Below are 22,133 nucleotides of genomic sequence, written 5' to 3'. Positions count from 1 at the left end.
ATGTTATTGACAAAATCCTTTGACTGTTGTACTATAAAAAGGCAGTTGTACACTGATAGGGAGGAGTACCCAAGTGGCCAAAGGGGGCAGACTGTAAATCTGTTGCAAGTTGCTTCAGTGGTTCGAATCCACTCTCCTCCACCACAAAAGACACAATTGTTTCAATTGCTGTCTTTTTTTATGAAAAAAATTGAATACTCTTATCAAGAGAGGTGGAGGGAAAGGGCCCTGTGAAACCCGGCAACCTGTAGCGATACGTGGTGCCAATTCCTGCAGCATGGTTGCTGCGAGATAAGAGAGATGTAGAACTTACGACACCTCTTCTTATTGTGAAGAGGTTTTTTGTTTGCCAGAAAAAAGGGAGGAAAAAAATGAAAAGATTATTTACATCAGAATCTGTAACAGAAGGACATCCTGATAAAATCTGCGATCAGATTTCAGATGCCATACTGGATAGTATTCTTGAACAGGATCCGAAAGCTAGAGTTGCCTGCGAAACTGCAGTGACCACCGGTATGGTCATGGTGATGGGTGAGATTACAACAGACTGCTACGTGGATATCCCCAAGGTGGTAAGGAAGACTGTCACTGAGATCGGCTATGTCCGTGCCAAGTACGGTTTTGACGCCGAGACATGTGCTGTACTTACTTCCATTGATGAGCAGTCACCTGACATTGCTCAGGGTGTCAATGCATCTCTGGAGACCCGTGAAGGCGACCATGATGCCATGCTTCAGACAGGAGCTGGAGACCAGGGGATGATGTTCGGTTTTGCCACCAACGAAACGGAAGACTATATGCCCATGCCCATCAATCTTGCGCAGAAACTGGCAAGAAGACTAGCGGAAGTGAGAAAGAATGAGACACTCACTTATCTCAGACCAGATGGGAAAACCCAGGTGACCATTGAATACGATGAGAACGACAAGCCGGTCAGAGTGGAAGCCATTGTTGTTTCCACCCAGCATAGCTCTGTTGTGACGCAGGAAGAAATCAGAAAAGATATCATTGAACATGTGATCATGGCAGTGGTGCCTGAGGACCTCATGGATGAGAACACCAAGATCTATGTGAATCCTACCGGACAGTTCATCGTTGGAGGACCACAAGGAGATTCCGGTCTGACTGGAAGAAAGATCATCGTGGATACCTACGGCGGATACGGCAGACATGGAGGAGGCGCTTTCTCAGGAAAGGACCCCACAAAGGTTGACCGCTCTGCAGCCTATGCAGCAAGATGGGTGGCGAAGAACCTTGTGGCAGCAGGAGCTGCCGACAAGCTGGAAGTGCAGTTGAGCTACGCAATCGGTGTTGCGAAGCCCATCTCCATTGAAGTGTTCACCTTCGGAACCGAAAAAATCCCTCATGAAAGGATCATCGAAGTCATCGGCAAGGTGTTCGATCTGAGACCCGGTGCCATCATCAGAGATCTGGATCTTCAGAGACCGATCTATAGAAACATTGCAGCCTATGGGCACTTCGGCAGAAATGACCTGGACCTGACATGGGAGAAGCTTGATAAGGTGGAAGAAATCAGAGCTCTGATGCCTGAACTGGCATAAGGGTATTAGCTGAACGCACAAGCAGGACAGCAAGCAGAAAAGTAATAAGCCTCAGTCACTCAAAATCAATTGAGAAGACTGAGGCTTTTCTTTTCGTGCAATCAGTTTTTCACCTGCACCAGGATGTTGAAGTTGATGTAGTCAAAATCCAGTGTGTCCGCATCTGTTTTTCTTGCGGAGAGTTCTCTCAGGATGAGCTTGACGGAAACGCTGTCGTTCTCCTTCAGGATGATGGCATCTTCAAAGGAAATCTGTGCTCTTTCTATTCTGCCCTCATTGTCACTGACGATTCTTTCGATGTCCTCAGACAGGTCTTCAGTCATGATCACCTGTCCATTCAGGCTGACGATCAGGTCTGTCACGTTGTCCAGCTGAATGGTGAGTCCGTCGGTTTCAGCTGTTTTCGTGTTGTAATTCACTGTAAAGAGGTAATCGAATCCCTCAATGAGAATACCGGACTGATCCATATCGGTGCTTAAGTAGATATAGTCCATTTGCGGATATCCGTAGTAGTCCTCTCTCTTGAATCCGAATACTCTTTCAAAATCATTGTACTCAAAATCATCAGCCACGTATTTCAGTTTACTGGGATCTCTGGAATCGAAATAGCTCACGATGCTGGAAATATTTCTCCGGTCTTCTTCAGAGACACCCGTGCCTGGCTGGATGCTACCTGACTGAAGCATATCGTTCTTCTCCAGAAGAGCAGTGAATCTCTGATTCTGGCTGAAGTTTGATACGCTGAAGGCGGACAGGGGTCCCAGTATGGATACCAGTGCGAAGATCGAGAGGGTCACAGGGATGAAGATGTTTGTGAGCTTCTTCTTCACAATGAAGTAGACCATGATCAGCAGTACCCAGATGCCCAGAAGCACCACGAAGTATCTGTTTTCCGTCACGCCGTATTGTGCGATTCTCTTTCCGATGGAGACGAACATCATGGCCAGAATCGGAAGGAGGATTCTCGGGAACCAGGTCCTGAAGAGCATGGCCAGTCTGTTTTCTTCCAGAATCGGAGTAATGAAGAAGATCACGGCAGCGGATACCACAGAGTACCACAGGACAAGATTTGATACCAGACCCCTTGGCCATTCCTGTGTTACAAGAATTCTGATGAAATAGACATACAGGATTCCGGTATAGATGGTGATCAGCGGAATGACGATATACAGCAGGAGGATTTTCAGTGCTTTGCTGTAAGGGTAGTCTTCGAAGTGTTCCTCTTTTATCGGAAGCTTCGACAGGAACATCAGTGCTCCGAAAATGAAAGTCACCATAAGGAAGAAGTAGAAGAACCATTTCCCGTCGATGTCTGCATCAAATAAGGCGTTTATAGTGAATAAGATGGCGGATATTCCAAAATACAGTACTCCGGAATAGAGGACGGTGAGGAAGAATCCGTTGAAGATTCTTATGACATAAGGTTCGTAATTTCTGTTCGTCTTCAGCTTGAGGGTGTAGAAAACAGCTATGATGAGGGTAAGTATGAAGCCGATGAAACGCATGCCACTGATCTGATTCATATCTTCCGTGAAAAAGATGTAATACAAGGTCATAAGCAGAGCAGATGGCACGGTTACAAGGATCAGAGCAGGTTTGTCCGGCCAGAACCGTTCCTGCAGATGTTTCAGAGAAATGCTGGCAAGCATGCCGATGGCTGCGGTCATGGCGAGTCTTCTAAGCATTTCGGTATCATAGATACCGTCTATGTTTCTTTCGTTCTGGATGATCAGAATGACCATCAGTGTGATGGAGAGCAGCACGGTGACAGGATATCTTAAGAAGCTGTCGCCAAGTCCTGCGAATTGTCCCTTGATTCGTTCTATGACTTTCATGGTATAGAAAACACCTGAAAAGGGTGTTTTCTGTTCACCTCCTTGATGTAAAGTAGGGATTTCTTGCTTATATTGTATAGTGCTATATCTTTATAGTAGTATCAAAATCATTGCAAATACAAGAATTCGTGCAATCTTCATAAAGAATTAAAACATTCTGAACACTGTGCTGGTCTTCCTATGTGCAATATAAGATAAAACCCGCCACCCCACAGGAGTGAGGGAGCGGGAAATGAACTTACTTGAACTGCTTTCCTTTGATGAAGACATGCTCCACTTTCAGGTCATCGGATAGAATCAGAAGATCCGCATCGTAATTAAGTGCGATTTTACCTGTAATCTTTTCAGCGCCGATGAAGAGGGCTCCATTGTAGGAGGCCATTTTGATGACTTCGTGAAGCGGCAGATCGGTGTGCTCAAAGACATTCTTCACGGCCTTATCCATGGTGAGGATGGAGCCTGCCAGTGCACCGGAAGTGAGTCTTGCTGCACCTTCCTTGGAAATGACAGCCTGTCCGCCAAGTGAGTAGGTGCCATCGGGCATACCACATGCCATCATGGCATCGGTGATGAGCAGCACTTTATCGGAAGTTTTGATTTTGTATGCCGTCCTCAAGGAAGGATAGCTTACATGGATTCCGTCGGAAATGGTTTCCGTTGTGATGTCCGTATCAAAGATTGCACCGACGACACCGGGTTTTCTATGGGTGAAAGGGGTCATGGCATTGAACAGATGGGTGGAATGATTGACTCCAGCTCGGATTCCCTCCATAGCTTCCTCGTAGGTTGCCACGCTATGACCCATGGAGACATTGATGCCATTCTCTCTCAGGTAGGGAATCAGTTCCAGAGCGCCTTCCACCTCAGGTGCCATGGTGATGTTCTTGATCAGATCCAGATTGTTACCGACCATCTCCTTGAAAGCTTCCAGAGTAGGCTTCTGCACATATTTCGGATTCTGTGCACCGATGGCGCCTTCGCTTATGAAAGGCCCTTCCAGATGCACACCTCCGATGGATGCCCCGCTTACCTGACCCTGGGCTACTTTGGCGGCTTCCACGGCTTTTCTGATTTCCTTTGTGTCTACTGTCATTGTGGTGGGGAGAAATGTTGTTGTACCATATTCTGCTATGGTTTTTGATATGGTTTCAAGTGCATCGAAGGTACCTTCCATGGTGTCGTGATTACCAGCGCCATGAATATGTATATCGATGAAACCCGGTGAAAGGTATCTTCCTTTTCCTTCGATGACTTCGTCATCAGCATCGTCCGGGTTGAAACTTGTGATTTTACCATTTCTGATCTGAACGGACATCGTTTCTATTCTGTCCGTGAAGATCACTCTGAAATCCTTGAATATCATGTCTACACCTCTTATTCCATTAATGTTCTGTATAATTTCCTATGAGTATATTATACATGAAAATAACAGGGGGAGATTACTGCAGGAGGCGTTCTTGTAAATTCTTCAGTAAAAATTTACAGATTACGATGAATAATCTTCCTCCATCTCCTTATAATAATCCCTGTAAGGAAATGTGGAAACCGGTAGCCTTTTAGATTATGATATAACTATGAAAAGTATAGAAACAGATAAAGGGAGTAGTTATGGAGAGTTTAGAAGGTGTTGTACGGGACATCATATTTCAGAATGAAGAAAATGCGTTCTGCATTTTCAGAATAGAAGACGACAAGGATATTCACATCGCATTGGGCACCTTTCCCTTTATATCAGTAGGACAGACCTACATACTCAAAGGGGAGTGGGTCCTCCATGCGACCTTCGGGAAGCAGTTTAAATGTGAGACCTATGAGGAGGTAATGCCCAATTCGCTGAAAGGAATTGAAAAGTATCTGGCATCGGGTTCCATTTCCGGTATTGGTCCTATTACAGCGAAGAAACTTGTGGAGAAATTCGGAAGCGAGATTTTCAATATCATTGAAAATGACACCAGAAGACTCATGGAACTGGATGGGATCGGAGAAAAGAAAATCAAGCTCATCTATGATTCCTACATCAAAGGCAGAGAAGTGAAGAACATCATGGTCTTTCTTCAAAGCTATGGGGTAACGCCCAAACAGGCATTGAAGATCTATCGGGTTTTCGGGAATGATGCCATTGCGAAAGTCAGGCAGAATCCCTATGTATTATCGGAAGAAGTGCCAAGCATCGGTTTCAAGACAGCGGATGGTATTGCCAGGAATCTTGGGATCGAAATCGATTCGCCCTTTCGTATTCAGAGTGGAATCACCCATATCGTCAATGAGTACTGCGCACAAGGCAGCACCTTCATTCCCAGATCCGAACTCATGGAAAGAGGCCGGAGTGTGCTGGAAGTGCCCGAAGCGCTCATTGAAGAGAATCTCATGCACTCAGTCATGACAAACAGACTGGCGATGGAGAAAGTGAATGGTATGGATGGCGTATTTGCGCTGCCTTATCTGTACGCTGAGGTTTCAGTGACGAAAAGAATCTTGAGTCTTGCACTGGACGAGGTGGATGATCTGAAACTTCCGGTGGAGGACTATATCCGGGATTTCGAGCGGGACAACCATATTTCATTCCATGAAAAACAGATTGAAGCTATTGCAGGTGCTGTACATAATGGAATTGAAATCATAACGGGAGGTCCTGGAACCGGGAAGACCACCATCATCAAATGTATACTGGAAATCTTTGACCGGGCTGGTAAGAAGGTCCTCATGGCAGCACCTACGGGAAGAGCCGCGAAAAGAATGTCCGAAGCCACAGGACGGGAATCCAAAACCATTCACAGGCTCATAGAACTGGGCGTCTCCACCGAAGATGAAGAGGTTCTGTTTGACGAAGACCATACCTTAAACTGTGATGTGGTCATCATAGATGAAGCGTCCATGATCGATGTGATGCTCATGAACAATCTTCTGAAAGCCATAAAACCGAAGACCAGGCTGATTCTGGTAGGGGATGTGGACCAGCTGCCGTCAGTGGGATCTGGAAGAGTACTGGAAGATCTCATTGAAAGTACAGCATTCAAGGTGGTTAAGCTTCAGTTCATCTACAGGCAAGGCAAGGAGTCCTACATCACTACCAATGCGCATAGGATAAACACAGGAGAGATGCCTCAGCTCAATGCCAAGGACAGTGATTTTTTCTTCATCAGTGAAGCCAGGCCAGAAGAATCTCTGGACACTCTTGTGGAGCTGATCACGAAAAGACTGCCCAATTTCAATAAGAAGTGGGATCGGGTGAAGGACTTTCAGGTGCTTACGCCCATGAGAAAAGGAGAGCTCGGGGTACATAATCTGAACCGGGTACTCCAGAAATCGCTGAATCCGAACAACAGGAGTTATGATTTCACGGATTTCCAGATCGGAGATAAGGTCATGCAGACGAAGAATAACTACATGATCAAATGGAAAAAGGTGAAGCGAGTATTTGGTGAACCCCCTGAGGGGCAGGGAATCTTCAATGGAGATATCGGCTATGTGACGGGAATCAATACGGAAGACAATACCGTTTCTGTGCTTTTCGACGAAGACAAAATTGTGGAATTTGAATCCCAGGATCTGGATGAGCTGGAACTGGCCTATGCTGTGACCATTCACAAAAGCCAGGGGAGTGAATTCAAGGTCGTGATCATTCCTGTGTTCATGGGACCGCCGCTTCTCATGAGCAGGAATCTGATCTACACAGGGGTGACAAGAGCGAGGGAGCTTCTGGTCCTTGTGGGTTCCAAGAAAGCGCTCAGCTATATGATCAGAAATACCAGAACCTACGAACGGCACACATCGCTGAAATATAGAATATTAAATGTACTGGACAATGTCAGCGTAGAAGAAACATAATCAGGAATAATATTCGGGGGTATCTATGAAAACGGAAAAAAGAATGCAGCTTTTCAGCTGGTATGAAACATCCCAGGAGAAAGCAATCAATATGAAGACCGTGCCATATATGGGCATTGAACCGGTCAGGGATCTGGTGGAGAAAGTGCTTAAGGAAAATGGGAGGGTTCTCTACATAACAGGTGAAGACAAGGACAGGGTTCTGATTGTCCGTGCCATGAGGGATCGGGGCATAGACTCCATATCTGTCCATCAGGATCTGGAAATCAACGAGAAGGAGTCGCTGGTGATCTGCGATTATCTGCAGGCTTTGAGGGTAAGAGAAGAATACGATCTGGTGATTTATGATGATGTGAATTCCTTTCCCATTCATAAAAAACCGGAAATGCAGCATCTCATCGGATTCATCTTTCCGAAATGCAGAAAAGTCGTTGCGTATTCACTTGAGTCGGTCTTCATGGGCATGGATGTCATTGAAGTGCCCATGGCGGGGAAAAGTGGATTTGTTTCAGAACCCCGGGTTCTGGAGACCAGACTGAATCTGGATGAATTCGTACCCACTTCTGTGTATGAGTACCTTCTGTGGTTTGTCTTTGAGAAGAAGAAGGTGCTCTTCATCACAACCAACAAGAAAGTGAAGAAGAAGGTTGCGCGTTTTCTCACGAAAATCGACGAGAGCCTGGAAAGCTGCATCTATGATGTGGATGAGATCGGAATGAAGACCATGCGAGAACTCTGCAGTGATCATACGAAATCTCATATTTTCATCACGGATAATCTGGATGATTATGTGGATATGGAAACAAACTTCGAAATCATCATCCACGGTGCAGATGCCGGTCGCTACTCCTATCGGGAGCTGATCTTTCTATGTCTCAGAAGCGGCTACTATGATGAGATGAACGGAGAAGTACTCATGATTTGTCAAAACGTGACAAGAGACATTGAGAAGACAAGGGATCTGGCGAGACACTTCAACAAGGTGTTATGGGATGAAGGCTTTGAGTAGAATAGCGGATTTCTTTTATCCCAGACTCAGATGTCCGGTCTGTCTGACTTTTCATGAGGGGCTCTGCATAACCTGCAGGGCCTCTTTTTTTTCCTATGACCAAAGAATTCTTTCTGAATCGGAATCGGGGATTTCCATGTATCGACATCAGGAATCTGCAAAAATTCTGATCTCCAACTATAAGAAGAAGATGATTTTTTCCGCTGGGGACCTTATGGGTACGCTCCTAACAGAGAAGCTGTCTGCTGAAGAGGAGCGCTTCGACTTCATCACCTTTGCTCCATCATCGAAGTCTTCATTGAAGAAGCTCGGCTTTGACCATGGCGCCTACCTGGCGAAGCGGATCGGGCATCGACTGCATATTCCGGTCAGAGCATTGTTTCGACCGTCTGATAAAGAGCAGAAAGTTCTGGAACGCGATGAGCGCTGTGAGAATGCGAAGAAGATAGCCCTTCTTTCAGAACATATGGATGCTCTGAAAGGAAAGAGAATGCTGCTGGTGGATGATGTCTACACAACGGGCAGTACGGTGACAGCATGTCTTGCGCTCATGAAGAAGCATGGCATCGAGGGCAAGTACATCACTTTCTCCAGAATCTAGAAGGGGCAAGCTTTTTCATGACAGAAAAATTTCGTCTATCGCTTGATAAATCAAAACAACATCGCTATAATTGATAAATGAAAGTTATGTTTGTAGTTGCTCAAGGGTAACCTTGATAGTCCATGCCAGTTGCAGGCGAAAGGATCCACGTAAGTCAGTCAAAGCACTGACAATCATGGTGCAGCTTAGAGGTAAGTCCTGCCAGAAATGAGAGGGTTAGTAGTGAGAGGTTAAGTCCGGGTAGCAAAAGCTCCAGCAGGCGAGTGTGGGGTCAAATACTAGGTCAAGTAACTTTCAGCACGTAAGTGCAGTTGAGCAGCCTTTGGCTGCTTAATTTTTTTAGCGGTAGAACTGATAGAATTTCAGCATATGTACTGTAATTTGGACTATAATAGAACTGAAAGCCGACATAAAGAATAGTAATAGTGAGAAGGTGAGGACTTGGATACGATTTTGTTCTATCTGTTTTTGATATATTCCATCATACCGAATATCTATTTCAGGTTTTTTGCGAAAAACGTAAGAAGAAATGTGAAATCCGGAGATAAGGAGATTGCGCTCACTTTTGATGACGGTCCGGATCCCAGGTATACACCCCAGGTGCTGGATCTTCTAAAGAAGAACAATGTGAAAGCGACTTTTTTTGTTCTTGGGGAGAAAGCGAAGGAGAATCCGCAGCTTATCAAAAGAATGGTGGATGAAGGACATACCATCGGGCTTCATGCCAATAAGCATATCGGAGCGCCGTTTAGAACCTATAAGGCCATGAAAGAAGATTTTTTCAGTTCCAATAGTGTTTTACGGAGTATGGGCGTAACCGTCCATCTATACAGACCTCCATGGGGACTTGTGAACATCGCTTCGTCAAAATTCATCCATCAGTATGACTTTGAACCGGTTCTATGGTCCATTCATGCTTCGGACTGGAGCAGATATGTGGATGAGAAACATATTGAAAGAATACTGACACAAAAAGTGAGGCCGGGAGACATTATTCTTCTGCATGATGGAAGAGGAGCGAAAAATGCACCACAGAGAACCATCCTTGCACTGGAGAATGCACTTCCATTAATGAAAGAAAAAGGATATCATTTTGTGAAACCAGTGAATGAGGATAATACCATCGTTTCAGCGTGAGGAGGTTGGCATGAGAATATTCAGTAGAATCATTGCAGCGTATGATAGAAATATAGTGAAGCTGCACGGGTGGAAAAAAGTACCCGGCAGCACCCTGGAATTTCTGTACATGGTGCCGAAAACCTATAAAGGTAATCCGGTCAGAATCAAAGACGGGACGGTGATTCAAAAAGGGGATCGATATTATGAGATCCACATCATCAACACCAATCTGTCGAAACTCGATACCAGTTACGGTAATCTGTTCATCATGCTGAATGAAGAGCTCAAGCTCATTGGAGATCATATGAGAAGAGATGAAGCCGAAGAGTATAAAGCTGTGCTTGCAGTGACGCTTCTGCACAGGCTGGCGAGGCGTGCGGGCTTTACTATCAAGGACATCGATAATCCGGTCATGAGAAGGCTGGTCTCCACAGGAGAAGTGATCCTTCGTACAGCGCTCAGAAAAGAAAAGGACACGGGACCGAAGAAAAAGAGAGTAGCCAAGGAATGCTGGATATCAAGAAACCAGGTTCTGTCCATAGAAACCTAGCCTAGCAGTAAAGCAGACAGGGAGTCTTCCGTTTTGGAAGGCTTCCTTTTTGATTACTTTGCATTTATTGAATCAGGACAGAATCTGTTTCAACAATTTAGAACATAAGTGGGGATAATCAGGAATTCTGTACTATAAATATTGGACATTGTTATATTATTAATTACTGTAACCGCTTACTGATCCAACCTGAACCCCGTGAGTTGAATACCGGATCTCTCATCTGATACGGAAGAATCATGATATGATTAGAAATTTATCTGTAATATAAAAAAATATTTTCAGGCGAAATCTGTCATAATTAGCAGTACAAAATAAGCGATATTTTATTATTTGTAATATATCTGTACTAAATATAGCCATTTCAATGGCGAAATTCATAGAACAGAGTGAAAATCAAATCAATTTGAGGATTCCTAGGAATTACCAATAAAAAATATTATTGATTAGGTATTAACAAAAGAGGAAAGTTATTGTATAATGCATTTGTAAGTTAAAACAGATTAAGAAAATTAAGCAAATCTGTTATAAAATTAGTAGGAGGAATTCAAATGCATACAGAATGGCAGGGATTTGTTCAGGGAAACTGGCAGAACGAGATAGATGTGAGAGACTTTATTCAGAAAAATTATACTTTATATGAAGGGGATGATTCCTTCCTGGCAGGACCCACAGAGAATACCTTGAAGGTCTGGAAGAAATCCAGTGATCTGATTGTAGAAGAGATCAAGAAGGGTGTTCTTGGGGTAGATGAAGAGAACATTGCAGGAATCAACAATTTCAAACCAGGATACATCGATAAGGATCATGAATCCATCGTAGGACTTCAGACAGATGCTCCACTGAAAAGAATCATCAACCCTTATGGCGGATTCAGAATGGTTCAGCAGTCTCTGGAAGCCTATGACTTCACCGCATCGGATTCCATATTGAAGGAGTTCCCTAAATACAGAAAGACACACAATGAAGGTGTGTTCCACGCCTACAACAAGGAAATGAGAGCAGCAAGAAGCACCGGACTCATCACAGGATTGCCAGATGCCTACGGAAGAGGAAGAATCATAGGTGATTACAGAAGAATTGCTCTCTATGGTATCGACAGACTCATCGAAGAGAAGAAAAAGGATCTTGAAAATCTTACAGGTCCTATGCTGGATGATCTGATCAGACAGAGAGAGGAAGTCAACGAGCAGATCATTGCACTGGGCGAGATGAAGAAGATGGCAGCGAGCTACGGATTCGATATTTCAAAGCCAGCAAAGAATGCACATGAAGCAGTGCAGTTCGTCTACTTCGGTTACCTTGCAGCGGTGAAGGAAAACAACGGTGCAGCCATGTCTCTTGGAAGAACCAGTACATTCATTGACTGTTATATAGAAAGAGATCTCAAAGCCGGTATTCTTGATGAAGCACATGCTCAGGAGCTGATTGACCAGTTTGTCATCAAGCTGAGACTGGTAAGACATCTGAGAACACCTGAATACGATGATCTGTTTGCCGGAGACCCAACATGGGTAACAGAGGCCATCGGAGGAGTGGGACTGGACGGTAAAGCGCTGGTCACCAAATCATCTTTCCGATTCATGCATACACTGATCAATCTTGGCACAGCGCCAGAACCAAACATGACTGTGCTCTGGTCACAGGATCTGCCAGAGAACTTCAAAAAGTTCTGTGCGGATATGTCCATTCAGACAGATTCCATCCAGTATGAGAATGATGATCTGATGAGACCGATCTACGGAGACGACTACGCCATCGCATGCTGTGTATCCGCCATGACACTAGGCAAGCAGATGCAGTTTTTCGGAGCGCGATGCAACCTGGCGAAATCTCTTCTCTATGCCATCAACGGTGGCGTCGATGAAAAGACCGGAAAGAAGGTCATTGATGGAATTGATCCGATTACAGATGAAGTGCTGAGCTATGAAACGGTACTGACCAACTACACAAAGGTTCTTGAATATGTGGCGGAACTTTATGTGAATACCATGAACATCATTCATTACATGCACGACAAATATGCGTATGAAGCAGGCCAGATGGCTCTTCATGACACCGAAGTCGGTAGACTCATGGCCTTTGGCGTGGCAGGTCTGTCTGTAGCTTCAGACTCCCTTTCCGCAATCAAGTTTGCGAAAGTGATGCCGAAGAGAGACGAAAGAGGAATCACTTCCGATTTCGAAATCGAAGGAGACTTCCCTAAGTATGGAAACGACGATGACCGTGTGGATGAACTTGCAGTGAAGCTTGTGGAGAAGTTCTCTGAAGAGCTGAAGAAGCATCCAACCTACAGAGATGCGAAGCACACACTTTCAGTGCTGACCATCACATCCAATGTGGTATATGGTAAAAAGACCGGATCCACACCAGACGGACGTAAGGCGGGAGAACCATTTGCACCAGGAGCTAATCCTATGCATGGAAGAGATATGGAGGGAGCGCTGGCTTCCTTGAACAGTGTAGCGAAGATTCCATACTGTGATACCTGTGAAGATGGAGTATCCAATACATTCTCTATCGTGCCCGATGCCCTGGGAAAAACCGGTGAAGAAAGAATCAATAACCTGGCTTCCGTTCTGGATGGATACTTCTCACAGGATGCGCATCACTTGAATGTGAATGTGTTCAACAGATCCAAGCTGGAAGATGCCATGGAACATCCGGAAAAATATCCTACACTGACCATCAGAGTTTCAGGATATGCGGTGAACTTCAACAGACTTTCCAGAGAACAGCAGATGGAAGTGATTTCAAGAACATTCCACGAGGCGATGTAAGGACAGCAACCTGACTATTAACAAAGATCAAAACAAGGAGTGAGGGCTTTGAAAGGTAGAGTACATTCAATAGAGAGCATGGGACTGGTAGACGGACCCGGAATAAGAACTGTAGTGTTTCTGCAGGGATGTAAACTAAGATGTCTATACTGCCACAATCCTGATACCTGGCTTATGGGTGATGGAGACCAAGTAGAAGCAGCGGACCTTGTGAAGAAGATCAGAAGATACAGACCTTATTTTGAGAAATCAGGCGGCGGAGTCACGTTCTCCGGAGGAGAACCTCTTCTGCAGCCGGAATTTCTTCTGGAAAACCTGAAGCTGTGCAAGGAATCAGGAATCCATACAGCACTGGATACGGCAGGTTACGGATTTGGAGAGTATGAGGAGATTCTGAGCTATACAGACCTGGTGCTCTTTGACATCAAGCATGAGGATCCGAAGCAGTATCTGTTTGTGACAGGTCAGAAAGAGGATAAGTCAAAGAGATTTCTGGAAGCGGTCCAGAAAGCGGGAACCAGAATGTGGATCAGGCATGTGGTGGTTCCTGGAATCACGGACAGTGAAGAGCACATCAGGAATCTGGCGAAAAAGATCAGAGGCCTCAGGAACGTGGATAAGGTGGAACTTCTTCCTTATCACACCATGGGTGAAAACAAGTATGAAGCCATGAATATGAAGTATAAACTCGAGGGCGTGGAAGCCATGGACAGGGAGCGAAATGCGGAGCTTACAGAACTTCTACTCCAGGAGCTCGGCAAGGATTTCTATGTCACACAGGAAGAAGGAAAAGAAAAAACATATATCAGACGCATCGGGTAACAAGATTCTGCTGAATGTTACGATAGAAGAAAAGTCACATCAGCATTTATATAGAGATATGAAAAAGCACCAGGCGAAATGCCTGGTGCTTTATTAGGGATTTTACTCCTCAACCTCAAACTGGTCCTTGCCGACTCCGCAAAGTGGACATACCCAATCCTCAGGTAGATCTTCGAAGCTCGTTCCTGGAGCGATTCCATTGTCTTCGTCCCCGACAGCTGGATCATAAACATATCCGCATACTAAACAAACGTAACTCTTCATAATATTCCCTCCTATTTTTTATCAGTGTTATATAAAACATAACCTAACTTGATTATAGAGGAGAAAACTTCAGCTTTCAATACATTTTGAGAGAATACATATTTTCGAATCACAATTAATCCTGTATACTTATTACTCGTGAGGTACTAAAATTATGCAAATGAATAAGAAAATTTCCCTGGATGATCAAAAATTCTATAAAGTTCTCTTCACCATTGCACTGCCCATCATCGTTCAGAATTTTCTCTCCTCCTCTCTGAATATGGTGGACAATCTGATGATCGGAAATCTGGGTGAAGAGTCCATCGCTGCAGTAGGACAGGCCAACCAGCTGTTCTTTCTGTTTACGCTCATGTCCTTTGGGCTGAACAGCGGGGGAGCAATCTTCTTCTCCCAGTCTCATGGCAGTGAAGACTACAAGAGCCTGAAAAAATATCTTGGTATGACCATGGTCATCGGTGGTATGATTGCGCTGTTTTTCACGCTCATTGCCCTGGTGATTCCGGAAAGGATCATGTCCCTGTATTCCCAGGATCCGAAGGTGCTCAGCGAGTCGGTGAATTACCTGAGGATTGTAGGATTCAGCTACCTTCTGAGCAATCTGTCCTTCACCATGATTTTTGCCCTGAGATCCACATCGCAGGCTTTCGTTCCCATGATCTCCAGCATCATAGGGCTTAGCACCAATACTTTTCTGAATTACTGTCTGATCAACGGGGCCTTCGGATTTCCAAGGCTTGAAGTCCGGGGAGCGGCACTGGCGACACTCATCGCGAGAATCATCGAATTCGGGATTCTCTTCTATAATGTATTCGTCAAGAAGAATATATTGAATGCCAGCCTGAAAGAACTACTGTCCTTCAGAAAACCGAACATATCAAAATATCTCATAGTAGCAGCACCTGTTCTTCTGAACGAGACCTTCTGGTCTCTTGGCATCCTGGTGTATAACTACTCCTATGCGAAACTTGGAGTTTCAGCTTTCGCGGCGATTCAGATTCAGAATACCATCACACAGCTGTTCTATGTATTCTCCTTCGGCATCTGCAACGCGGCTGCGATCATCACAGGAAATCTCATCGGGAAAGGGGACATTGAAACCCTGAAGATCTATGCGCGGAAAATCATCAGACTCACGTTCTTCATCGGTCTGGGCACATCGGTCCTGATTCTCGTTGCAAGAAATCCGATACTTTCGCTGTATAAGCTGGAGGATTCTACCAGAGCCACCACAAGCAATCTACTCAGTCTGATTACAATTATGGTGCCTATACGTTTTCTGAATGTCCTGTTCGTTGTAGGGCTGTTCAGAGGAGGCGGGGATACAAGGTACTCCTTGTTTGCGGAGACGGCCAGTCTATGGTTTGTTGGTGTACCGATGGTTTCTATAGCGGCACTCTACTTCAGACTTCCGGTGGAATATGTGCTGATGTGCAGCTTTGCCGAGGAAATCGTGAAACTGATCATCTGTTATCCGCGATACCGCTCTCATAAATGGATCAGGCGGATCGTATAGCTTCATGATTCAGACAGTAATTTCAGCAAATCAAAGAAGCTCTTCCAGGACGGGATGCCAGATATAGGCATGTCCGGGAAGAGCTTCTTCATTTCTGTTTTATTTCACGTTACCCAGTGCTTCAGAGAATGCCTCCAGCATGGTGAGGGAAGAGTTCAAGGTGATGTCATCCTTGTCGATGACTGGATTGAACTCCACAAAATCAATGCTTCCGACTTTTCCTGTGGAAATGATCGCTTTGACCAGAGCCTTGCTTTCCTCAAATTCCAGCCCGTCTTCCACTGGTGTTCCGGTTCCTGGAACCAGACGAATATCCAGAGAATCGATGTCATAGGAGAGGTGGATCTTGCCGATACCGCTATCTCCAAGCATCTCCAGAAGTTCATGAATAACAGTATCCATACCTCTTTCGCGGATGTCCGTCATTCTCCAGATGTTTATGCCATGCTCTCTGATGATGACTTCTTCTCCTTCATCCACACTTCGTAAACCGATGATGTAGATGTTCTCTGGCTTCACTTTCTGACCCTTCACATAGAGTGAAGTCAGTGCTTCATCGCCGAGACCTGTGGATGCACCCAGGGGCATGCCGTGAATGTTACCCGATGGGGAGGACTCTGTTACGTTCAGATCCGCATGGGCATCGATCCAGATGACAGCATATTCCTCTTCTGAAGCCGCTTTGACGCCAGCCATGGATCCAAGACCCAGAGAGTGGTCTCCACCGACCACAAAAGGAAGATTTCCAGCCTTTAATGATTTTTCCACCGCCTGCGCCAGTTTCAAGTTTCCATCGACAACTTCATCCAGATATTTCATGGACTTGTGACTTGCATATTTTCGATCTGTATCCACGCTCATCACGTCTATATTTCCAAAGTCTTCTACTTCTTCATTGTGCTTTTTCAGTATTTCCACTAAACCATTTTCTCTCAGTTTATCTGGTCCATGTTCCACGCCAGGTCTGTCGCAACCATAAAACATGGGAAAACCAATCAGTTCTATTTTCATTTATGCACCTCCATGTAATTTCAATTCATTATATATCATATGCAGTGCAATTTCCATGATTTAAAAGGAAAAATCTTTATTCAAAAAACTGTATAAATCCTCATATATCAATGGTTCAGCTGTCATCAGCCATTCTTTCAAAGGCTATTTCAGGCAAAGATTTCCCGATTACGAAGGGTGGAAGTTAAACGTTTACTCAAGATTTATGCTGTAAACAGTTACATGTATAGTCACAGCATAAAAATTAATGGAGTCAAGCAGCGACAGCCGGTGAGAGGCTATATCCAGGGAGCAAATTATGAATTTCAGAGGACTGATTTTTCAATCCCAGTTCATAAAGTTCAGTTATAATAAAATGAATTCTGAAAAGGAGGAAAATTGAATGAAACTGAAAAACGTTAAGATCTCCATCATCGGAGCCGGGTTTGTCGGAGCGACCACCACCTATGCACTCATGCTCGGTGGACTCTGTGAAGAACTGGTGCTGGTGGATGTGAATAAAGACAAAGCCATTGGTGAGGCCATGGATATCTCCCATGGAGCCGCATTCGTGAAACCGGTGAAAGTCATGTCCGGTGATTATGAGGACACGAAAGGATCCGACATCGTCATCATCACTGCCGGAGCTGCTCAGAAACCTGGTGAGACCAGACTGGATCTTGTGAACAAGAATATCGGTATATACAGGCAGATTATTCCGGAAATCGTGAAATACAGTCCGGATTCCATACTGCTTGTGGTATCCAATCCTGTGGATATTCTAGCCTATGTGGCCTATAAATTATCAGGGTTCCCAAGGGAGAGGGTCATCGGATCAGGTACTGTGCTTGATACAAGCAGATTCAGAACCCTTCTGGCAGAGTACCTTGATGTGGATGCCAGAAGCATCCATGGATATATCATCGGTGAACATGGTGACTCTGAGATCGCCGCATGGTCTTTGACCAATATCGCAGGGGTCAATCTGAAGGAATATGTCAGCATTACGGAAAAAGGAAAGGGGGACCTGTCCTTCATGGAATACATTCCACTGTCCGTGAAAAATGCTGCCTATGAGATGATCAACACCAAGGGATATACCAACTATGCTGTAGCCCTGGCGGTGCGAAGAATCTGTGAAGCCATCACCGGTGACGAGAAAGCCATTCTTACGGTTTCTTCTCTACTGGATGGTGAGTATGGTCTGAAAGACCTATATATCGGCATTCCAAGCATTGTGGGAAAAGAGGGGATAAAGAAAGTGATTGAAGTGCCTCTGAAAGAGAAGGAAAGGGAAGATTTCATCGCTTCTGCTGAAACCATGAAAAAAATCATTGAGGGCTCCTCTCTATGATTTCCACCAGGATCGCTGACCATATCACAGATCGTAGTGTAATGAATATTCTTTCTGAGGTATAATGGTGTAGTAAAGGTAATCAGTGTAATAGAGTCTGGAGGATAAATGATGTTTGTATTGAATCAGGAAATTCTGAGTGTGAACTGTGGCCCTGGGGTCCATCGTAAAGTGCTGGCTCATAATGAAGACATGATGATGTGTGAAATCAGATTTGAGAAGGGAGCAGTGGGAGCATTGCATGCACATCCGCATTTGCAGACCACCTATGTGGTCAGTGGATCTTTCGAGTTCACCATCGGTGATGAGAAGAAAGTGGTGAAAGCCGGAGACAGTCTTCTCATGCCTCCCGATGTTCTCCATGGAACCGTTGCGCTTCTTGATGGCGTTCTTGTGGATGTGTTCAGTCCCATGAGGAAAGACTTCCTGTAACAATCGAATTGAAAGAGAAATAGCCACTGTCTTCCATTCAAATGGGAGCAGTGGTTATTTCTCTTGTATGAGAGCTGCTAGAAATGTGCGCTGTAAAGAATGCCGTTTTCGGTGCAATCCATGTCAAAGAAGGATACATCCAAGCTGGTCAGAAAGCTTGCGAGAAAAGATCTCCTGAGATTTGGATAGAGACCTTCTGGAAGATTCTGTTCTTCATAGTATCTGCTGTGCAGATCCCTTCTGCTTTTCCAGACCAGATGACGTTCTCCGGCTTCTACCATTTCATTGATCTTGTCACAGGGCATGCCATCCAGCATGACGGTGTTGAGGTATCCATATAGCTGCTCTCCGTTTGAGAACTGAATCTTCTCTTTCAAAGACTCCGCCAGCCTTTTTCCATATTCTGCATGGGCGAGAAGCAGAGCGGGCTCATCGTGGCTTTTCAGGATCTCTCTGGAGAGCATGCTGAGTCTCTTCTCATTGGCCACCAGATGAGATTCCAGCCATCCGTGGATATCATCATGGTCGATCTGGATTTCCAGAGCTTCCTCGCTTGTTCTAGGGCCATGAATGTCTATCAAATGCGCATCCACATCCTGAAGACCGAACAGGTCGATGAGAAATGTTTCCAGGTTCTCCTGGATTTTGATGCGGTTGTGCTGTACAAAATGTATGGGGGCCAGTTTTTCTTTCATAAAAATCCTCCAATTATTATTTTCTTATATAGCGTACAATGAATGCTGAGATAAAAGTATGACTTAAATCAAATTTCAGGATAAGTTCCTGTTTTTTTATGTATTGCTCCGTATCCACATGGGATTTTTCGATTTCATGAGGAAAAGAACAGAAGAGGATGAAAAAACAGGAAAAATATTGTATACTTCTCTAAGTGATTAAATTGGAATAGGTGATGAAATGAGATTAAGAAAAAAGTGGTGGGCTAGACCGGAAATGGAAAAGGATGACAAAGCGATCATAGAGCCCTGGGATATGAAGGGAAAGTGGAGTGCGCATTTCGGAAACGATCATCCCATTCATCTGGAGCTGGGGTGCGGAAAAGGACAGTTCATCAGCACACTGGCGGCGCAGAATCCGGATATCAACTACATCGCAATCGACCTGAAGGATGAAGTGCTTGTTTTTGTCCTGAGGAAAATCAATGAGCTGGGACTGACCAACGTAAGATTGATTCCTATGTTCATCGAACGGGTGGATGAGATTTTTGATGAAAAGGAGATTTCCAAAATCTACATCAATTTCTGCAATCCCTGGCCGAAGGCTTCCCATAACAAGAGAAGACTGACTCATCCAAGGTTTCTTTCAAAGTACAAAGGATTCATAAAGCCGGGGACGGAAGTGTGGTTTAAGACGGATGATGATGATCTGTTCGAAGCATCTCTGGAGTATTTTAAAGAAGAGAATTTTGATGAGATCTACAGAACATGGGATTTGGGAGAAAGTGGGTTCACGGAGAATATCAAGACGGAATATGAAGAAAAATTCAGTGCCTTCGGGATGAAGATCAAGTTTGGTATCTTCAGGCTTCAGGAAGAGAAGGGTGAGTTCTGATGGAACTCTTGGAAATCAGGAAGGATCTGCTGAAATTTGTTCAAACCTACTATAAAGATTCTGAAATTCGTCATCTGGATGTGCCTAAGGGGGAGATTGAGCTGCAGTTCAGTTTCACTCAGAACGAACGGATGAATATATTGAGGTTTTTTGAAGACAACATCCACATCTTCACGGAGTATACAGAGGATACCAGAAAAGACATTATGGAAATCAGTGAAATATTCATCCGATTCGATGGAGACGGACTCTATTTCGGTAAATCGGGATTTGACTATACCGCATCCAATGCGGCAGCCTACTATGTACTAAACCGCTATCTGGATGAAATGGTGGAGGAGCTGCCGGGCAAAATGAACTATTATAAGGAAAACTATCTGTATCAGTGAAAACTGGATCCATGAATCAGGACAATATAAAAGCGGTGTGTTGAAACACCGCTTTTATGCTTTATTTGTGAGGCTATAGTGAGAAGACCTTTTTCGCTTCTTCCATGATCTTCTCGTAATCCGGCTCATCGCCTATTTCAGGCAGATACTCTGCATAGGTGATTCTATTGTCCTTGTCGACGACAAAAGCTGCTCTAGCGAGAATGGCAAGTTCCTCCACATAGGTTCCGGTCACTTCTCCGAAGTTTCTGAACTTGTGGTCAGATAGCATGGTCACATAATCACCCGCATTGTCTCTCACCCATCTCTTCTGGGTGAAGGGAAGATCCATGGAGATGCCATAAACACGGATATCCGGGAAAGACTCCAGCTTGTCGTTAAAAGTCAGAAGTTCCAGTGAACAGGCTGAAGTGTCAACTGACGGGAAAACCAGAAGGACTTTCGGTGAAGAGAGCTCTGCAGACTCCACATCGTTCAATCCCGTGTCCGTTAGTGTGAACTCGGGCAAGACGTCTCCGATTTTCAGCTGCGTTCCGTAAAGATGCACTTCATTTCCGCCGAAGGTTATTTTCATTCGCACAACACTCCTTTGCTAGGTATCAGTGAAAGGTCACAATGTATTTTTTTTCCAGAAATTCCGGCATATAGGATTCCTTTGACTTACGGAGTCCCGGGATGCCCATATCCTGTTCCCTGTTTGTGTACCGGATTCCTTTGCCGAAATACTCCATGGAAGTTCTTGCAAGGAAAGCATAAAGTCCGCTGATGCGTCTGTCCGCTTTTTCAATGTGATTCAGGATGACTTCATCGTTCAGAACTTCCAGCAGGGAAAACCCCTGACAGATTTCATCCACAAAAACAGAAATACCGACTATGCCGAAGAATTCCTGATGCTCCAGAAGAGTTCTGATTCCTGTCAGCTCATGCCTTAAAGCCTCAGACTGGCTGCTGTCTTCATACCACTTCAAAGCAAGGGCAAGACAGTCCTCTTTGGATTCTTCTATATACCTGATAGTATATTGGTTGTATCTTATAAAATTATTAAAATGATTTCTCTTGCTATGCAGATCCTTTCCGCTGAAGGTGCTCATGCTTTCCACAGAGTAGATGTACTCGGCGGAATCCCGGTCTGATTCGACGGTGATCTCGTAGCCAAGCTGTCTGATTTCCTCCAGCTGCTGCGCTGATACATCTCTCATGACCTTCTCCAGACTGTTCTCTTCCATGTAGGAGAGAAGGGAATCGTAAGCGGCTTTCCTCTGTTCCTTGTTTTTGCAGATCGGAGGGAGGAAGAAGGTCTTCTCCTTTTCTTTTTTCACAAACAGCGCCTGATCCGTGTGCGCATAGTGGATTTTATGGGCGTTACGCCAGATAAAGAGATTCGTGAAATTATAGGTGGAAGAAAGAAAAGGATAGGGGGTCAGGAACTGATCGAAAATCTTTTTGCTGTCCATATCCAGTGGTTTAAAATTCATACTTTTCTCCTTGTATCCTGTATTTCATCATAGGGGCC

At 44.7% G+C, this 22,133-nt stretch carries 20 protein-coding genes, 1 tRNA gene and 1 riboswitch; of the genes, 14 read left to right on the top strand and 7 right to left on the bottom strand.

Annotated features, from left to right (window positions below; genetic code table 11):
- Positions 1-59 precede the first annotated feature (59 nt).
- Both J3A84_RS02510 and metK read left to right on the top strand, forming a co-directional pair.
- Positions 60-144 (top strand) — tRNA-Tyr (locus J3A84_RS02510).
- 53 nt (positions 145-197) lie between these two features.
- Positions 198-298, top strand: a riboswitch (SAM riboswitch).
- 73 nt (positions 299-371) lie between these two features.
- A complete protein-coding gene (metK, locus tag J3A84_RS02505; RefSeq protein ID WP_207598411.1) occupies positions 372-1,562 on the top strand; it encodes a methionine adenosyltransferase in 1,191 nt (396 codons plus the stop codon).
- 101 nt (positions 1,563-1,663) lie between these two features.
- Here metK and J3A84_RS02500 read toward each other — a convergent pair whose 3' ends face one another.
- The gene (locus J3A84_RS02500) at positions 1,664-3,397 is read right to left on the bottom strand and encodes a DUF4153 domain-containing protein (RefSeq protein ID WP_207598410.1); all 1,734 of its coding nucleotides are present in this window, start codon (positions 3,395-3,397) and stop codon (positions 1,664-1,666) included.
- A 238-nt stretch (positions 3,398-3,635) separates the two neighbouring features.
- On the bottom strand, positions 3,636-4,760 hold the full coding sequence (gene nagA / locus J3A84_RS02495; protein ID WP_207598409.1) for an N-acetylglucosamine-6-phosphate deacetylase: 1,125 nt from the start codon (positions 4,758-4,760) through the stop codon (positions 3,636-3,638).
- Between the two features lie 245 nt (positions 4,761-5,005).
- Between nagA and recD2 the strand changes: the two genes are divergently transcribed.
- The 7 genes from recD2 to pflA all read left to right on the top strand — a co-directional run bounded on the left by recD2 (position 5,006) and on the right by pflA (position 14,106).
- Positions 5,006-7,225 (top strand): SF1B family DNA helicase RecD2, encoded by a 2,220-nt coding sequence (gene recD2, locus J3A84_RS02490; protein ID WP_207598408.1) that lies wholly within the window; start codon positions 5,006-5,008, stop codon positions 7,223-7,225.
- Between the two features lie 25 nt (positions 7,226-7,250).
- Positions 7,251-8,234: a DEAD/DEAH box helicase family protein gene (locus J3A84_RS02485; RefSeq protein WP_207598407.1), complete on the top strand. Its 984-nt coding sequence runs from the start codon at positions 7,251-7,253 to the stop codon at positions 8,232-8,234.
- A 136-nt stretch (positions 8,235-8,370) separates the two neighbouring features.
- Complete coding sequence (locus J3A84_RS02480) at positions 8,371-8,835, top strand: ComF family protein (protein ID WP_207598406.1); 465 nt, start codon at positions 8,371-8,373, stop codon at positions 8,833-8,835.
- A gap of 441 nt (positions 8,836-9,276) precedes the next feature.
- Positions 9,277-9,972, top strand: coding sequence for a polysaccharide deacetylase family protein (locus J3A84_RS02475; RefSeq protein WP_207598405.1), 696 nt, complete (start codon positions 9,277-9,279; stop codon positions 9,970-9,972).
- Positions 9,973-9,982: 10 nt separating this feature from the next.
- Positions 9,983-10,504, top strand: a complete 522-nt coding sequence (locus J3A84_RS02470; protein WP_207598404.1) for a YkoP family protein — start codon at positions 9,983-9,985, stop codon at positions 10,502-10,504.
- A 551-nt stretch (positions 10,505-11,055) separates the two neighbouring features.
- Positions 11,056-13,284, top strand: coding sequence for a formate C-acetyltransferase (gene pflB / locus J3A84_RS02465; RefSeq protein WP_207598403.1), 2,229 nt, complete (start codon positions 11,056-11,058; stop codon positions 13,282-13,284).
- A gap of 48 nt (positions 13,285-13,332) precedes the next feature.
- Positions 13,333-14,106, top strand: coding sequence for a pyruvate formate-lyase-activating protein (gene pflA, locus J3A84_RS02460; protein WP_281069604.1), 774 nt, complete (start codon positions 13,333-13,335; stop codon positions 14,104-14,106).
- A 102-nt stretch (positions 14,107-14,208) separates the two neighbouring features.
- Here the strand turns inward: pflA and rd are convergent, their stop codons facing one another.
- On the bottom strand, positions 14,209-14,370 hold the full coding sequence (rd, locus tag J3A84_RS02455; RefSeq protein ID WP_207598402.1) for a rubredoxin: 162 nt from the start codon (positions 14,368-14,370) through the stop codon (positions 14,209-14,211).
- 154 nt (positions 14,371-14,524) lie between these two features.
- Between rd and J3A84_RS02450 the strand changes: the two genes are divergently transcribed.
- The gene (locus J3A84_RS02450) at positions 14,525-15,886 is read left to right on the top strand and encodes an MATE family efflux transporter (protein WP_207598401.1); all 1,362 of its coding nucleotides are present in this window, start codon (positions 14,525-14,527) and stop codon (positions 15,884-15,886) included.
- 99 nt (positions 15,887-15,985) lie between these two features.
- Here the strand turns inward: J3A84_RS02450 and rocF are convergent, their stop codons facing one another.
- Entirely contained in the window at positions 15,986-16,897 is a 912-nt protein-coding gene (gene rocF, locus J3A84_RS02445) for an arginase (RefSeq protein ID WP_207598400.1), read from the bottom strand.
- Positions 16,898-17,279: 382 nt separating this feature from the next.
- Here rocF and J3A84_RS02440 point away from each other — a divergent pair, with 382 nt between their 5' ends.
- Both J3A84_RS02440 and J3A84_RS02435 read left to right on the top strand, forming a co-directional pair.
- A complete protein-coding gene (locus J3A84_RS02440) occupies positions 17,280-18,230 on the top strand; it encodes an L-lactate dehydrogenase (RefSeq protein ID WP_207598399.1) in 951 nt (316 codons plus the stop codon).
- 108 nt (positions 18,231-18,338) lie between these two features.
- On the top strand, positions 18,339-18,662 hold the full coding sequence (locus tag J3A84_RS02435) for a cupin domain-containing protein (RefSeq protein WP_207598398.1): 324 nt from the start codon (positions 18,339-18,341) through the stop codon (positions 18,660-18,662).
- Positions 18,663-18,739: 77 nt separating this feature from the next.
- Here the strand turns inward: J3A84_RS02435 and J3A84_RS02430 are convergent, their stop codons facing one another.
- The gene (locus J3A84_RS02430) at positions 18,740-19,357 is read right to left on the bottom strand and encodes a hypothetical protein (RefSeq protein WP_207598397.1); all 618 of its coding nucleotides are present in this window, start codon (positions 19,355-19,357) and stop codon (positions 18,740-18,742) included.
- 220 nt (positions 19,358-19,577) lie between these two features.
- Here J3A84_RS02430 and trmB point away from each other — a divergent pair, with 220 nt between their 5' ends.
- Together trmB and J3A84_RS02420 are read left to right on the top strand one after the other, a co-directional pair.
- The gene (gene trmB / locus J3A84_RS02425; protein ID WP_207598396.1) at positions 19,578-20,231 is read left to right on the top strand and encodes a tRNA (guanosine(46)-N7)-methyltransferase TrmB; all 654 of its coding nucleotides are present in this window, start codon (positions 19,578-19,580) and stop codon (positions 20,229-20,231) included.
- Complete coding sequence (locus J3A84_RS02420) at positions 20,231-20,620, top strand: hypothetical protein (RefSeq protein ID WP_207598395.1); 390 nt, start codon at positions 20,231-20,233, stop codon at positions 20,618-20,620. The genes trmB and J3A84_RS02420 overlap by 1 nt, the downstream gene beginning before the upstream one ends.
- Positions 20,621-20,693: 73 nt before the next feature.
- On the opposite strand, the gene tpx is transcribed toward J3A84_RS02420, so the two are convergent.
- Both tpx and J3A84_RS02410 read right to left on the bottom strand, forming a co-directional pair.
- Positions 20,694-21,194 (bottom strand): thiol peroxidase, encoded by a 501-nt coding sequence (gene tpx, locus J3A84_RS02415; protein WP_207598394.1) that lies wholly within the window; start codon positions 21,192-21,194, stop codon positions 20,694-20,696.
- A 25-nt stretch (positions 21,195-21,219) separates the two neighbouring features.
- Positions 21,220-22,095: a DUF2156 domain-containing protein gene (locus tag J3A84_RS02410; protein ID WP_207598393.1), complete on the bottom strand. Its 876-nt coding sequence runs from the start codon at positions 22,093-22,095 to the stop codon at positions 21,220-21,222.
- Positions 22,096-22,133: the final 38 nt, after the last annotated feature.

This window comes from Proteiniclasticum aestuarii (assembly GCF_017368455.1).
In the GTDB taxonomy this organism is placed as follows: Bacteria; Bacillota; Clostridia; order Clostridiales; family Clostridiaceae; genus Proteiniclasticum; species Proteiniclasticum aestuarii.
The sequence above is the reverse complement of the archived record's forward strand: the minus strand, read 5'-3'. Positions and strand labels throughout refer to the sequence as shown.